The sequence below is a fragment of the Siminovitchia sp. FSL W7-1587 genome (assembly GCF_037963795.1).
Lineage (GTDB): Bacteria > Bacillota > Bacilli > Bacillales > Bacillaceae_C > Siminovitchia > Siminovitchia thermophila.
The window spans coordinates 2,164,207-2,180,054 of sequence record NZ_CP150169.1; the positions used below are offsets into that span (position 1 = coordinate 2,164,207).

The following is a 15,848-nucleotide window of genomic DNA, read 5'->3' on the forward strand; positions in this document are numbered from 1 at the left end:
TTCGAAGAAAGGATTTCTATAAAAGACAGATTTTTTCAAGCCCCTATCCTACTATGATTTAAACTCTTAGTATGTAGACTGCGGCTATTATCATTATATAACCAGTTTTACGACTCTCTTTCCAAAATGCAAAAATTAAGTAAACCGAAACACTTAATAGAGGATCATAAATAGATTAGTAACAATATAAATTACCTTCGACGGGTGCTTAGTACCTTATAAGTACAAAAACATCAAATGGTATCTTGTTTTGAAAAAAACTGTCAATCCACTGAAATGAAACTGATTGCAAGTTCTTTACATATTAGAAGCAATACTACTGTTCATGAGGCTACCAATCCATTGTGTCGTCACTTATTGTTCTGGATGCTTCCTTTTGGCGCACTCGTAACTTCTCGGTTAGCCAATACACCTTTGTATGTTCACTATGGCATTGTGTAGGTGTAATAATTTTCAACCCATCGTGCAGATAGATTTCAAAGCAAAAAGCTTGCTCCGGCCACTTCGTGCATCCTCCAAGGAGGCAAAGCTTTTGTAGAGACTTCCAATCTGATTTAGGCGTCTGAAACATCTCGCCTATATAAGGATTATCATTGCTTAACCATGAACTAGAAAGTGAACTTTGAATGGCCACACAAAATTGGCTATTCAAAATGATTTAGGAAATAGCCTTCTAAACTATTATCTTGATCGCTTTCACGTTGAATCCTGTCTAAATAGAGGTCAATGGTTTCATGTTTTTTTATGTAACGGTCTGTTTGGTGAATTAATGTGATCAATTCCTGCTGAATCTTGTTTATTTTAGTAATCTACTATGAATGGCCTTCTTACAGCTTTTTATATCGCTAAAAGTTTTATGAAAAAAACTTTTAACATTGTTTCCTTTGATAGCCTTACATTAACATCGCTTTCAACTTCTTTAAAAAATGCTTCTCCCCCAGGATTCGTATAGTGAAAACCCTTAGTTCTTGCCTCTTTTTCTTTTGATTTAGCTGGAAAATATACACCGAAACTATGCACACCCTCTATCCATCTTCTAGTAAGGTTACTATATAGAGCATCATTATGACAAATACCTATATGACTATAGATAGTGGAAACGTAATGATCCATTCCAGACTTCATTAGTAATCTTCATCTAAACCGACTTTTTAATCAAATTTTGAACTCTCCTTATACTTTGAAACGGAACACAAGCTTTAATTAATGTTTCGCGAAACTCATCTTCAAGATCTGATGCTTCTACAATAGCCCCACCTATTCCAAAAGTTGCGACTTGATCTTTAATGACGATCGTTCTAATGACAATACTTAAATCGGTATAACCGTTAAAGCCAACCCAACCTATAGATCCTGAATATACACCTCTATGCGACTCTTCAAGTTCATCTATTATGCTCATGGTTCGAAGTTTCGGAGCTCCAGTCATAGAGCCTCCCGGAAAGCATTTTCCTATAGATTTAAAAATACCATTTTCCCAATTTAATTCTCCTACGACTGTAGAAACTAACTGGTGTACAGATGAATATGTTTCTACAACAAAAGCTTCTGGTACTCTCACTGTATCAGGATAGCAAACTTCATTAAAATCATGCCTGACTAAGTCGACAATCATTAAATTCTCCGCTCTATCCTTTGAGGAGTTCATTAAACTTTCTTTCTCCAAACTATCTTGTTTTTCAGTAATGCCTCTTGCTCTAGTTCCCTTAATTGGTTTAGATACCATTTTTCCATTTTCATCAATACTTATAAACATTTCTGGAGAAGAGCTTAATATTGAAAAATCTTCAGTATTGAAAAAAGCGCTATATCTCACTGGGCTCAAAAGTCTCATTTCTTTGTAAAGCAATAATGGATCAAAGCTATAAGGCATAGACGCGCGATTCGTTAAACATATTTCGTAGGATTCACCTTCAGCAATGTATTTTTTACACAATTTGATCTTTTCTTTATAATCATCACGTGTAATTTCTAAATCAATCTCATCTTCCGTTGGGGGTATTAAATGTTCTGGTGTTCTTTTTTGTATATACTTTTCGCTCTTATTAAGCATACTTTCTGTTACATTTAAAGTTTCACCCCAAAAGTTACACACATAACTCTTCTGATCTTTATGATCAAGCACTAAGATATTTTTAGGTAAATAAAGAACAGCATCCGGCATATCTGATGTATGTTTATTTGTTACCCCTCTAAGGGCTTTTAATTCATATCCTAAATAGCCAACGACCCCTCCTTTAAACGGGTGAAGAACATCTTTGGAGTTTTCATTGTCTATTAAAGAAAATATACAATCCATCATTTCGTAAAAATCTCCATAAATTGACTCTTGCCCTTTAGGGCCAGTTATATCCAACCTTGAATCTTTCACATAATAAATGAAGGAAATGGCAGAATCCCGATCACAATTTCCCATAACTGAAAACCTACTGCCGAACTCACTTGATAATTCTCCATCTAACCAAAAACTATCTTTTGAACCATAAAACAAACTCTCATATACTTCAATAGTAGAGAAGTCTATATCTTTTTCAACATTCTTTGGAGTCACACTCATTGGACATCCTACACACTCTAACTTTTCTTTAAGCAAAATCTCGTACATTTAATTGCCTCCCATAGAAATTTCTATAAAATTTCTAATTAATTCAACCCCAAACTCTGAATCAATTGATTCGGGATGAAATTGCACGCCATAAATAGGCAACTCTTTGTGTGAAATACCCATTATCAAACCATCTTGAGTGTAAGCAGTTACTTTAAGTGAAGGAGCGAGTTTAGTACAGATCAAAGAATGGTATCTAACTGCGAAAAAACTATTTGGCAAGCCTTTAAATATATTTTCGCCATTATTGAGAATAAGCTCCCTATAACCGTGTACTGGTTTAGGAGCCTTTCCGACCTCTCCACCTAAATAATAATTAATACCTTGGTGACCCAAGCAGATGCCTAAAATAGGAATATTCACTTCGTTAATGATCCTTTTACATATACCAAAATCTTTATCTTTTTCTGGAGTTCCTGGTCCGGGAGACAAAATAATATTTTTAAACTCGGAAAAATTAATTTTATGGAAAGGATAATCGTTAGTTATTACTACAGGAGAGACCTTCGTTACTTTATAAACATATTGCGCAATATTATTGGTAAAGGAATCATAATTGTCTATTATTAATGTTTTCATTTATTATCTTTCATCCTTTGATACCTTGCCTTCTACCTCACACGTTTCATTCTTATAACTAGGTTCTAATGGATAACTAAAAAATATTATATGAACAAGGTTTTCTTGTTCGATAGAAATGTAGGAAACGGCAGCTACTTTATGTATAAAAAAGCCACTTGCCAACATCCGAAAAAATACATACACTCCTGTTGTTCGGGCATTACGTTCACGGGAGGTATATAGGAGATGTTGGCAATGGCTGAAATTAATTATATCAGATACGAAACCAATACAAAAGGACGCAACTATTCTGAAGTTGCGAGACAGATGGGAGTAGACAGGCGGATGTAAAGAAGTATTCCGACATGGAATCGCTTCCTCGAAAACGTCCTGACACGATAGTCATACTAGGTATCGGCTCTTGATCTCATATTAAGATAACGAGCTCCTTTACAAAGCTCACCATCAAGAAAAGTACATTTCTGTTATGTTAATTCCCTTCCAACCAAGCTGGAAGCTCTTCCTCTGCAATTAGTTTCATATATTCCTTCATTTCCACAGGATATACATCGATTTCATTTGCTTCCATCACAAAGCTATAATCTAGAAACCACACACACGACTTTCCTCTTAAAAATAGATATACTGGCTCATCGCCCTGCGCCTCTTCCACTTCTTCTCCGAACATAAACGTAATTGAATCAAAAACGGCATGACGTTCTTGAAAGTCTCTTAAAAAGGAGCGGAAAGAGATTGGATGGTCCTCATCCTTACAAATTGCGTCCATTTCTTCATCTGTATATGTACCCATGGAGTCAAACAGTTCTCTTTCGATCTTAAAAGGTGCAATCCCCTCTTTTGGCTCTTCCTCAGGTAAACCATAAAAGTCGATCAGATGCTCAACATAATCAAGATTACCATTCATCATCGTAAATATATGATCCATGCCTTCGAAACGTTGGACAATCCTGCCTCCATCTGCTAGGTGATGAAATATCAATGCATACTGTCCATATACGCAACGAACCTTTTTCGGCGCCTTCATCACAGCATGAATCAGGTCTTCTACTTCTTGGACTAGTTGTGTTGAACGGGCTTCATCCCAATAACCGCGATGCTTTAACAGCCTTTCTACGTGATACGCGAAAGCGCCTAGCTGTTGCTCTGTCATATCCCGCTTTAGCAATGAGGCTTCACGTGCAACATCCTCATAACCACACAAGGCGAGCACCCCAATCAATTCATCTGTCGATAAGGCAATCTTCTTTTCTTTTAACAAATTCATCATCCATCCCTCCATAAGCACATCCGCTCTTGTTTAAAAACCAAACCACATTTTTATCCGTGTCATGATCATCTGTATCAATGAGGATGCTTCTGTAGGATAGAAGTATACTTGACTTTGCGTATCTACTTCCGTGTAATCGATATACCAAATGCACGATTTTGACGGTAAAAACAAATGTATTTCTGGAATTTCATTCTCATCTGTGATGTAGTCAGACTTGATCAATGAAAAATTATTAAGGAAACATCCATTCTTCACAAACGCTTTCATAAATGCCTGCATAGCTGGAGGATGCTCTCCTTCAGAAAGCAATTCATTGATTTGTTTTGCGGTCTTTGCAACAGAAAAAGATTGGAACATCTCACTCGACATTATAAAGGGCTCCATGTCGATCCGTTCTTCGGAGGGAAACTGATAAAAGTCTTGTATTGTATCTTCACCTTGTTTATTTTTTGTCATATCCATGTCGTAAAAGCTATGCATGCCATCTTCACATTTTTGCACAAGCACTTTCCGAGACCCCATGTTATGTAAAAGCATCACCGTTTTATCGTGCACGCAACGTACTTTTTTCTCTGCTCTCATCAATAGATGAATCAAACTTTCGAGTCCATGATCTATTTCACCTTTTTCATTTTGATAGCCGCGACGCCATAATAACAATTCCGCTTCTCCGACAACTTCTTGTAGTTGTTCGTCACTTTTCCAATCCCGTGTGTTCTTCAACGCATCAGCCGCCGCTTGCTCGTATCCACACAACAGCATCGCTACGCTTAGTTCTTCTGTCGATAACGAAAATGCTTTTTTCTCCTGAATCATTGTCCATCCCTCCACTAGGTTTATTCATTATCGCAATCAGAGGTACAACTGAATGTGCCTATCCAATTTTTTCTTGATCTATAAACTGCTCAACAAATTCCAACACTGCCTCTAACGGAACATCACTTGCATTTTGTGGGATACTGATAGGAATCTCTTTTTTCTTGTTCATACTTAAAAGGGCACGTTTCACACCTCTTTGTCGCTCCAGAAATGGCTCAAAATCTTTTGGAATGATGCCAATCATTTTTTGGCCCATCATCGAATACATCACAATCCGTTCAATTTCATCCCAACGGATCTGGCCTACACCTACAAAAGAAGCATTTTCGTAAATTCCTTCTTTATCAACTCGTAATGACGGTTTCGGTTTGACAAGACGGTACAATAAATACACAGTACAAAGACTAAAAAATGGGATGGCTACCGCGACCACTACAGGTAAAATTGGAGCGGTTACTGATGTGATGCCTCGTGCTTCTTCTAAAATAGATTCCCGATTTAATGCTGCCCATATTGAACCAGCAACAAATGCTAGAGATAAGATAGAAAGTAACAACATTCTCCCTTTCCCTGGATAAACAATCATACTGTCTTTACTGACTTGTGTTCGTTTTGTTTCACTCATCTAAGATTCCTCCTTCAAACTATTTTTTCATGACAATGAAAAAAGAGCATCAATACTCTCTATACGAATACTCATTCTTCAAACTCTTGCTATTCATACCTTTCGATCCTAGATTCGTCAATGTCATCTGGCAATTCCACAAAATATGGAACTTCTAAACGCTCTCTGATCGCCCGCTTTAAATATGCACGTTTATCGTCTTCAAATTCATGTAATTCCTCTTCTCTTTGAATCGTCCATTCCGGTAGTAACACTGGTTCTGGTTCTTGCCCAGATGTTTGACAATACCATTGCCCGTTCTCTTTGTACAAAATCATTTCTTTTGGCGGATCAAATTTCATTCGACTAAAATGACGCACACCATTTTCCACATATAAAAATAGCACATTTTCAAATGTCTTCGATCCTTTTTCTCGATAACTCTCATCCGGATATTCTAGCTCACCATATTCCAAATAACGCCCACTTGACAGCATTTCCTCTGATACTTTTCGTATTGACGCCTCTTCGCGTGCTTTTTCTTCTGCCATCATTTGCGCTCGTTCTTCTGGGGTAATATATAAATCGATACCCGCTACCATCATCACACGTGTCCAAAACAAGGAAAAGAAAAGAGCCCAGCCTGGCCAGATAAGAGCCACCGCAGCATCCTCCCCAAATAAAAACACATAAATACCCGCGCCTTTCGTCGAGTTAAAGGACCCTAACAGATGGAACAAGAAAAAAGCGCCTAGCGTAATCGTCACTGCCTTTCCTACAAGCTCACGTGTACGAGTGGGAATCCACTTGATCCATGAGAATAAAATTAAAAAAATTTGGTTCCAAAGAAGATTGATATAGACTTCTTGATAAAATGGATGATCGACTAGCGCCTGGATACCATATAAGTTAATTGCCACCAATGACCATAAACATAATGGAATACCTTGAAGATACGTTTTGAGTCGCTCATAACTTGAAAGGTGGTAACTGACAACATACGCAAAACCTACACTAATAATGAGATAACTCACGTAGAGGACAATCGCAAACAAGCGCCACGTATTGTTAATGTATACAAAAAAGATATTTGCAATACTGTAAAGATGAACAAACAGCCCAAACACAAGATACATGCCTAAATTTGATCCGTAACTTTCCTTCTCCTCTCTTTGATCAGACAAAGAATCGATGTTTCTCACAGCCACACCTCAACCCAATTTCCAAAATCACTTGCGGCATTCCAAGCAGCTTTTCCTGCATCCCCTGCAGCCTTCCAACCTTTTTAGCTGCAACTCCAATTTTCTCTCCAACTTGCCGTACAGGCTCTCCTAAAGCCATTTTTTATCGGACCAAAACATTCTCTACAACAGCTGACAGCTTTTGCAAAAATATAAAAATACAATTTTATCCACCCCTGTCAATCTCGGACTCATCAATGTCACTCGGAATCTCTACAAAGTACGGGACTATACGTCTGTATTCAATTGCTTGTTCCAAATACTCACGTTTATCGATTTCAAGTTCGTCCTTTTCCTCTTCTAAATGCTCTGGCAACAACACTCGTTCACGTTCTTGCCCTGTTGTCTGACAGTACCATTGCCCGTTCTCTTTGTACAAAATCATTTCTTTTGGCGGAGTCCAATTCAAGCGATTAAAATAACGAACACCATTCTCTACATATAAAAACTCTACGTATTCAAACGTCTTCGATCCCTTTTCCCGATAGTTGCTTATTCCCTCTGTAATATAATAGTCCAACTCTCCATACTCTAAGTAACGTCCACTTGACAGCATTTCTTCCGATGGTTTTCTTTTCTGCGCCTCTTCGCGTGCTTTCTCTTCTGCCATCCTTCTGGCCCGCTCTTCTGGCGTAATGTCTAAATCTATGCCCGCCCCCATAATCAAACGTGTCCAAAATCCAGAGAAAAAAAGGGCAATGCCTGGCCATGTGAGAGCTACCGCTACCTCTTTACCGAACAAAAATGCATAAATACCCATACCTTTAGTGGAAGCAAAAATCCCCAACAAATGAAACATAAAAAAAGCGCCAAGGATAATGGTTACGATACGAGCTATCCTTTCTCGTGTACGAACCGGGATCCACTTGATCCATGAAAATAAAATAAACAACAATTGAATCCATAGAAGATTAATATAAAGCTCTTGGTAAAATGGTTGATCCACCAGCGCCTGTATTCCATATAAATTAATCGCCACCATTGACCATAAACCTGCAGTGAATACAAACGAATAAGTTGACAGTCGATTATTATCTAGAAAGCGATAATCGACATATGCAGAAATGACACTCACAATCAAATAACTTCCCCACAGCAAAATGGCGAATAGACGCGATGCATCATTTATATACACAAAGAAGATATTGGGAATACTATAGAGATGAACCAACAACCCGAAAAAAAAATGATACCCACTATAAATAAAGAGAAAGCTTTCCTTTTTTTCGTAGGTATGAGTAGAAGGGTTAACATTTACCATCATTTGCACCTCAATTCCACAAAAATTATGAGGAAAGGAATATTCCCCATCACCTACATTAACCAAACAGGCTTCCAAGAGCTTTGGCGCCGCTTGATAGTAAATTCTTCGCTCCTTCTTTGACCTCATTTCCAAAATCACTTGCGGCATTCCAAGCAGCTTTTCCTGCTTCCCCTGCAGCCTTCCAACCTTTTTAGCTGCAACTCCAATTTTCTCTCCAACTTGCCGTACAGGCTCTCCTAAAGCCGTTTTTTGTCGGACCAAAACATTCTCTACAACAGCTGACAGCTTTTGCAAAAATAAAATTTTATCCACCCCTGTCAATCTCGGACTCATCAATGTCACTCGGAATCTCTACAAAGTACGGGACTATACGTCTGTATTCAATTGCTTGTTCCAAATACTCACGTTTATCGATTTCAAGTTCGTCCTTTTCCTCTTCTAAATGCTCTGGCAACAACACTCGTTCACGTTCTTGCCCTGTTGTCTGACAGTACCATTGCCCGTTCTCTTTGTACAAAATCATTTCTTTTGGCGGAGTCCAATTCAAGCGATTAAAATAACGAACACCATTCTCTACATATAAAAACTCTACGTATTCAAACGTCTTCGATCCCTTTTCCCGATAGTTGCTTATTCCCTCTGTAATATAATAGTCCAACTCTCCATACTCTAAGTAACGTCCACTTGACAGCATTTCTTCCGATGGTTTTCTTTTCTGCGCCTCTTCGCGTGCTTTCTCTTCTGCCATCCTTCTGGCCCGCTCTTCTGGCGTAATGTCTAAGTCTATGCCCGCCCCCATAATCAAACGTGTCCAAAATCCAGAGAAAAAAAGGGCAATGCCTGGCCATATAAGAGCTACCGCTACCTCTTTACCGAACAAAAATACATAAATACCCATACCTTTAGTGGAAGCAAAAATCCCCAACAAATGAAACATAAAAAAAGCGCCAAGGATAATGGTTACGATACGAGCTATCCTTTCTCGTGTACGAACCGGGATCCACTTGATCCATGAAAATAAAATAAACAACAATTGAATCCATAGAAGATTAATATAAAGCTCTTGGTAAAATGGTTGATCCACCAGCGCCTGTATTCCATATAAATTAATCGCCACCATTGACCATAAGCAAACCATGAAAAAAAGCAGGTTTGTCTCGAGTCGCTCATAACTTGGAAAGCGGTAAACAATATATGCAGCAACTGCGCTCATCACAAAATAACTTAAACAGAGTAAAACCGCAAACAAACGCGATGTACCATTTATATACACAAAAAAGATATTGGGAATACTATAGAGATAAACAAACACCCCACCCAAGAGATAATTGATTAAAATTGACCGGTAACTTTCCTTCTCCTCACATCTATCATAAAAAGAATCGATGTTTCTCACAGCCACACCTCAATCCTCGATTTCAACACAATTTAAAAAATAGTAAATATAGGCAAGTGGAGATCCCCCCATCACCTACATTAACCAAACAGGCTTCCAAGAGCTTTGGCACCGCTTCATAGTAAATTCTTCGCTCCTTCTTTGACCTCACTTCCAAAATCACTAAGTTTATAAAATTCCCTCTAATATCATCTCCACGCCTGACGTAATTTACAAACCGCTGTCCATTTTTATAAATCACCGTTGGACCTGAAGCTCTGTTCAACAGACCTCCAACTCCTACATTAGGCAGATTCCTTAATCCCGCTATTTCTTTTGGAAGATTGCTAGGCATATATCCATAACGTCGAACAATATAATTCCCTTTTGGATGTTTCATATTTTAGAAGCCAGCTTTGAAAAGTTTATTCATTCCCTGTCAATCTCGGACTCATCAATGTCACTCGGAATCTCTACAAAGTAGGGGACTATACGTCTGTATTCAATTGCTTGTTCCAAATACTCACGTTTATCGATTTCAAGTTCGTCCTTTTCCTCTTCTAAATGCTCTGGCAACAACACTCGTTCACGTTCTTGCCCTGTTGTCTGACAGTACCATTGCCCGTTCTCTTTGTACAAAATCATTTCTTTTGGCGGAGTCCAATTCAAGCGATTAAAATAACGAACACCATTCTCTACATATAAAAACTCTACGTATTCAAACGTCTTCGATCCCTTTTCCCGATAGTTGCTTATTCCCTCTGTAATATAATAGTCCAACTCTCCATACTCTAAGTAACGTCCACTTGACAGCATTTCTTCCGATGGTTTTCTTTTCTGCGCCTCTTCGCGTGCTTTCTCTTCTGCCATCCTTCTGGCCCGCTCTTCTGGCGTAATGTCTAAATCTATGCCCGCCCCCATAATCAAACGTGTCCAAAATCCAGAGAAAAAAAGGGCAATGCCTGGCCATGTGAGAGCTACCGCTACCTCTTTACCGAACAAAAATGCATAAATACCCATACCTTTGGTGGAAGCAAAAATCCCCAACAAATGAAACATAAAAAAAGCGCCAAGGATAATGGTTACGATACGAGCTATCCTTTCTCGTGTACGAACTGGGATCCACTTGATCCATGAAAATAAAATAAACAACAATTGAATCCATAGAAGATTAATATAAAGCTCTTGGTAAAATGGTTGATCCACCAGCGCCTGTATTCCATATAAATTAATCGCCACCATTGACCATAAGCACCCAGTGAATACAATCGAATAAGTTCCCAATCGAGTCTGTTCTTGAAAACGATAGTACACATATGCAGGAATGACACTCACAACCAAATGACTCCCCCACAGTAAAATGGCGAATAAACGCGATGTATCATTTATATACACAAAAAAGATATTGGGAATACTATAGAGATGAACCAACAACCCAAAAAGAAAGCAATACCCGTTATAAGCAAGGAAGAAATTTCTTTTTTCACTGTTTGTATCAGGAGAAGGATTAACATTTATCACAATTTTTCACCTCAATTCCGCAAAGATATTGGGAATGCTATAAAGATAAACAAACACCCCGCCCAAGCGATAATTGATTAAAATTGATCGGTAACTTTCCTTCTCCTCACATCTATCATAAAAAGAATCGATGTTTCTCACAGCCACATCTCAACACACGATTTCAAAGTGGATATCCCCCTATCACCTGCATTAACCAAACAGGCTTCCAAGAGCTTTGGCACCGCTTGATAGTAAATTCTTCGCTCCTTCTTTGACCTCATTTCCAAAATCACTTGCGGCATTCCAAGCAGCTTTTCCTGCTTCCCCTGCAACCTTCCAACCTTTTTTAGCTGCAACCCCAATTTTCTCTCCAACTTGCCGTACAGGCTCTCCTAAAATTTTGTTCGCTGAGATACCGCCAATTGCCGCGCCAACAAATCCACCAACAACCGTACCAACGCCAGGGAAAATCATCGTACCTATAGCCGCCCCTCCGGTTGCACCCGCATATGCAGCACCAATATCCAACGCTGTTCCGGCAAGCGCGCGACCCGTTCTTTGTGCCGTACTTTTATCTTTATGTGCATCCGAAAATGCCTCCATAAAGTTGAGTCCCACCGCCAATACATTTCCTGCGCGGGCGAGATTCTTTTGCCAACCGCCGCCACCTGGTTTTATATTTTTAAGTGATTTTTTCACATCAACGCTCTTTATTGTTGGTATGAAATTGTTACCTAAATTTTTCAATAAGTTTATAGAATTTCCTCTAAAACCATCCCCACGCCGGAAGTAATTTACAAACCGCTGTCCATTTTTATAAATCACCGTTGGACCGGAAGCTCTGTTCAACAGACCTCCAACTCCTACATTAGGCAGATTCCTTAATCCCGCTATTTCTTTTGGAAGATTGCTAGGTATATATCCATAACGTCGAACAATATATTTCCCTTTTGGATGTTTCATCAACTCATGTATTTTAGAAGCCTGCTTTAAAAAGTTTATTCATTCCCTGTCAATCTCGGACTCATCAATGTCACTCGGAATCTCCACAAAGTAGGGGACTATACGTCTGTATTCAATTGCTTGTTCCAAATATTCACGTTTATCGATTTCAAATTCTTGCTTTTCTTCTTCTAGATGCTCTGACAACAACACTCGTTCAGGTTCTTGCCCAGTTGTTTGACAATACCATTGCCCGTTCTCTTTGTACAAAATCATTTCTTTTGTTGGAGTCCAATCCAAGCGATTAAAATAACGGATACGGTTCTCTACATATAAAAACTCCACATCTTCAAACATCTTCGATCCTTTTTCTCGATAACTCACATCCGGATATTCTAGCTCACCATATTCCAAATAACGCCCACTTGACAGCATTTCTTCCGATACTTTTCGTATTGACGCCTCTTCGCGTGTTTTTTCTTCTGCAATCATTCGCGCTCGTTCTTCTGGCGTGATATCTAAGTCAATCACCGTTCCCATAATAAATCGCGTCCACAAACCAGAGAAGAAAAGAGCCCAGCCCGGCCATCCAAGAGCCGTTGCGACATCCCCAAACAAAAAGACATAAATTCCTGCACCTCTCGTTGAATTGAAATCAGCTAACAAATGGAATAAACAAAACGCTCCTAGCGCGATCGTCACTGCCCGTGCCACTATTTTACGTGTGCGAACTGGAATCCATTTGATCCATGAGAATAAGATTAAAAACAATTGACCCCAAAGAAGATGAATATAGACTCCTTGAAAAATTGGATGATCGGCTAGAGCTTGGATTCCATATAAGTTAATTGCTGCCATTGACCATAAATATACTGTAAAAGAGAACAGAAGTGTCCCACGTTGCTCAGGATTCAAAAAACGACATTCAACGTATGCCGCACCAGCACTCATAATAAAATAACTTACACATAGTATCATTGCAAACAAGCGCCACATATCGTTTGTGTACACAAAAAAGATATTTGGAATACTGTAAAGATAAACAAAAACCCCACACACAAGATAGAGGCCTAAAATTGATCGGTAGCTTCCCTTCTCCTCACTTTGATCAGGAAAAGATTCGATGTTTCTCACAACTGTACCCCCAGTTCCACCATCAGACGCTTAGGAAATGAGGACGCCCCCATTTCCAACTTTAACCAAACAGACTTCCTAGCGCTTTTGCGCCTCCTGATAGTAAATTCTTTGCCCCTTCTTTTACATCATTGACCACATTTGAAACTGTTTCTTTCGCTTTGTTCCAACCTTTTTCAACCGTGCTACCGATTCTCTCGCCTGCTTTCCTCACAGATTCGCCTAAATGCTTATTCGCTAGGTATCCTCCTGCTGCTGCACCAACAATCCCACCAACGACCGTACCGACGCCAGGGAAAATCATCGTGCCAAAGGCTGCTCCTGAGGCAGCTCCTGCAGTTCCAGCACCGATATCTAAGGCGGAGCCAGTAAGCGCACGACCGGTTCTTTCAGCTACACTTTTATCCTTATGTTTATCCGAAAATGCTTCCATAAAGTTGAGTCCGACAGCCAATACATTTGCTCCTCGAGCAAGATTCTTTTGCCAACCAGCCTTACGAGGGTTGAGTTTTTTTAGCGATTCTTTTACATCAATGTTCTTTAGGTTCTTTAGATTTTTCAAAGACTTGTTCACATCGATGCTCTTTATCGTTGGAATGAAATTTTGCTTCAAATTGTTACCAAGACTTTTAAAGAATTTCCCACTAGGATTGCTATTAAAGTTATTCACAAACTCCTGTCCATTTCTATAACTTACAATCGGCCCAGAAGTTCTGTTTAAAAGTTCCCCAATTCCTATTTTAGACACATTTCTTAATCCGGCTATACCTTTCAGGAGTTCACTAGGTTTATATGCATAAGGATTAATAAAACTCTTCCTGGTCGGATCATGTAAATTACGTAGTTTAGAAGCCCATTTCGACTCATAAACCCCTCCATTAGATTTCCATGTTGATTTGACATCCAATTTCTTTGTATGAGGGTTATATTCCAGCATTTTCGTTCCAAACATAATTGCTGTCGCCGCACCACGCGCACCATCCCTAATAACAGTTCCCCAATCATAAACATTTTTAAAGTCCTGACCGAGGAAATTCACTACTCCCTGCACTAACGAACGGTCATCTCCACGATTCAAACGAGCCATATCCACGCCTGGAGCTTCCTTATGTAATGTCATCTCTTTGAAGTGCGACTTCACGTCTTGAATATTCACCCCTTGTAAAAGAGGTCCGCCTGCATTGGTCCACTCTACCGCTTTTTGCACAATGGCATCTAGTTCGGTACGGCTCGCTTGTACGTCAGCCATTAAATCGACTCCGTCATTGTCAAGCATATACAATTCATCAACGACTTCGCTTGCGAATTTACGCGAACTCTCAATGCCGTTTAATACTTGGTCTATGTCTAGCTTTCCAAGATTCATAATATGGCTAACCGACGCCGCATACTCATCCACTTTTTGTTTGGACTGCTCCGTTGACTGCTCAACTTTATCTAGCCCTCGAGTCATTTGCGTATCCCAAAAGTCTTCGGTCACTACCCCATTTTCAGAGGGTTCAAATTCAAGGATATACGCCTTCATTTTTTTAATTTTTTCAATCGTAGTGGTGATGTGGGCGCGAAATGCCCGGATCGTTGGGAGCTGTAACTCCGCATGATTCAAGATGATTGCTTCCCCACCTTCTCCAGTGAATGCACCGTCCATATTCAGTACTCTTTCAATTCCTACATCTATCAAATCCAAAAAATCCAAGCGACGTTGCAATTGATCTATGTCTTTATCAAGCTTCGTGATCGCTTGACTGACATCTAAGATTTTCATTATTTTCACCTCATTTTCCCTGCAAGTTCATGGTCCACATTCTCATATTCTTGCACCAAGGTTTGGAATTGCCGTTCCATTTGACTCAACGTCTGAAAATACATGCTTAATTTATCCTCTATTTCTTCTACTTCTCCAGTTTCAGCCAGCAACATGTCTAGCCCTTCAGTTGAATCAACCGCTTCTTTTTGAAAACTGCCAGCAAGCTCTCCGACCGCTTGAAGGATTGCCAGGGCTTCCTCTACGTTTACTTTGATTTCCATCTTCTATCACCCCTTCTTTTCCCTTGCCAGTTTATCAAGCTTTCTTAAATGGTTAATTCGATTGTTTCGGTATTGAATTTGTAGTCTTCCACTCTCGATTTTTTCCTGGAGTCGATCTCGCTTACTATCAATGGCATCGATCATTTCTTGGACTTGCTCTGGTAACTTCACATGCTCCAGTTTAAGCTTATCACGCTCTGCCCTTTCGAAGTCAGATGCAATGGTCCCACGCGCTGCGTCATTTCCTAATTCCGGATGATCGATATGACTTTTATCTGATACTAACGTGCTTTTTTCAGTTACTAACTTACTTCGGACATCAAGCAACTCTTGACGATGCTCTCCTGCTATATCCATTCCTTTCCTAATCGTTCGGATCTCATGATTCAGCATATTAATTTGATTTAAATAATAGCTCATCACCTATACACCCTTCTTCGTTTTTATCACGCAGTTTCATCCTTCTTCACTGAATAAAACC

15 protein-coding genes are annotated in these 15,848 nt (G+C 39.3%); all 15 read right to left on the reverse strand.

The window, feature by feature from the left end; translation table 11 throughout:
* Positions 1-837: 837 nt before the first annotated feature.
* On the reverse strand, positions 838-1,125 hold the full coding sequence (locus NST31_RS09950) for a hypothetical protein (RefSeq protein WP_339165312.1): 288 nt from the start codon (positions 1,123-1,125) through the stop codon (positions 838-840).
* A gap of 13 nt (positions 1,126-1,138) precedes the next feature.
* Positions 1,139-2,605, reverse strand: coding sequence for an aminodeoxychorismate synthase component I (gene pabB / locus NST31_RS09955; RefSeq protein WP_339165314.1), 1,467 nt, complete (start codon positions 2,603-2,605; stop codon positions 1,139-1,141).
* A complete protein-coding gene (locus NST31_RS09960; protein ID WP_339165316.1) occupies positions 2,606-3,184 on the reverse strand; it encodes an aminodeoxychorismate/anthranilate synthase component II in 579 nt (192 codons plus the stop codon).
* A 472-nt stretch (positions 3,185-3,656) separates the two neighbouring features.
* Positions 3,657-4,454 (reverse strand): hypothetical protein, encoded by a 798-nt coding sequence (locus tag NST31_RS09965; protein ID WP_339165318.1) that lies wholly within the window; start codon positions 4,452-4,454, stop codon positions 3,657-3,659.
* Positions 4,455-4,484: 30 nt separating this feature from the next.
* On the reverse strand, positions 4,485-5,273 hold the full coding sequence (locus tag NST31_RS09970) for a hypothetical protein (protein ID WP_339165319.1): 789 nt from the start codon (positions 5,271-5,273) through the stop codon (positions 4,485-4,487).
* 58 nt (positions 5,274-5,331) lie between these two features.
* On the reverse strand, positions 5,332-5,901 hold the full coding sequence (locus NST31_RS09975; RefSeq protein ID WP_339165320.1) for an STM3941 family protein: 570 nt from the start codon (positions 5,899-5,901) through the stop codon (positions 5,332-5,334).
* Positions 5,902-5,990: 89 nt separating this feature from the next.
* Entirely contained in the window at positions 5,991-7,082 is a 1,092-nt protein-coding gene (locus NST31_RS09980) for a hypothetical protein (protein WP_339165322.1), read from the reverse strand.
* A gap of 205 nt (positions 7,083-7,287) precedes the next feature.
* The gene (locus tag NST31_RS09985) at positions 7,288-8,718 is read right to left on the reverse strand and encodes a hypothetical protein (RefSeq protein WP_339165324.1); all 1,431 of its coding nucleotides are present in this window, start codon (positions 8,716-8,718) and stop codon (positions 7,288-7,290) included.
* Entirely contained in the window at positions 8,690-9,781 is a 1,092-nt protein-coding gene (locus tag NST31_RS09990; protein WP_339165325.1) for a hypothetical protein, read from the reverse strand. Before NST31_RS09990 ends, NST31_RS09985 begins: the two co-directional genes overlap by 29 nt.
* A gap of 408 nt (positions 9,782-10,189) precedes the next feature.
* Positions 10,190-11,281 (reverse strand): hypothetical protein, encoded by a 1,092-nt coding sequence (locus tag NST31_RS09995; protein WP_339165327.1) that lies wholly within the window; start codon positions 11,279-11,281, stop codon positions 10,190-10,192.
* A 192-nt stretch (positions 11,282-11,473) separates the two neighbouring features.
* Positions 11,474-12,226, reverse strand: a complete 753-nt coding sequence (locus NST31_RS10000) for a hypothetical protein (RefSeq protein ID WP_339165329.1) — start codon at positions 12,224-12,226, stop codon at positions 11,474-11,476.
* Between the two features lie 39 nt (positions 12,227-12,265).
* On the reverse strand, positions 12,266-13,339 hold the full coding sequence (locus NST31_RS10005) for a hypothetical protein (protein ID WP_339165331.1): 1,074 nt from the start codon (positions 13,337-13,339) through the stop codon (positions 12,266-12,268).
* Positions 13,340-13,400: 61 nt separating this feature from the next.
* Entirely contained in the window at positions 13,401-15,104 is a 1,704-nt protein-coding gene (locus NST31_RS10010) for a T7SS effector LXG polymorphic toxin (protein WP_339165332.1), read from the reverse strand.
* Between the two features lie 5 nt (positions 15,105-15,109).
* Positions 15,110-15,367, reverse strand: a complete 258-nt coding sequence (locus NST31_RS10015) for a hypothetical protein (protein WP_339165334.1) — start codon at positions 15,365-15,367, stop codon at positions 15,110-15,112.
* A 6-nt stretch (positions 15,368-15,373) separates the two neighbouring features.
* Positions 15,374-15,787 (reverse strand): DUF5082 family protein, encoded by a 414-nt coding sequence (locus NST31_RS10020; protein ID WP_139345629.1) that lies wholly within the window; start codon positions 15,785-15,787, stop codon positions 15,374-15,376.
* Between the last annotated feature and the right edge of the window lie 61 nt (positions 15,788-15,848).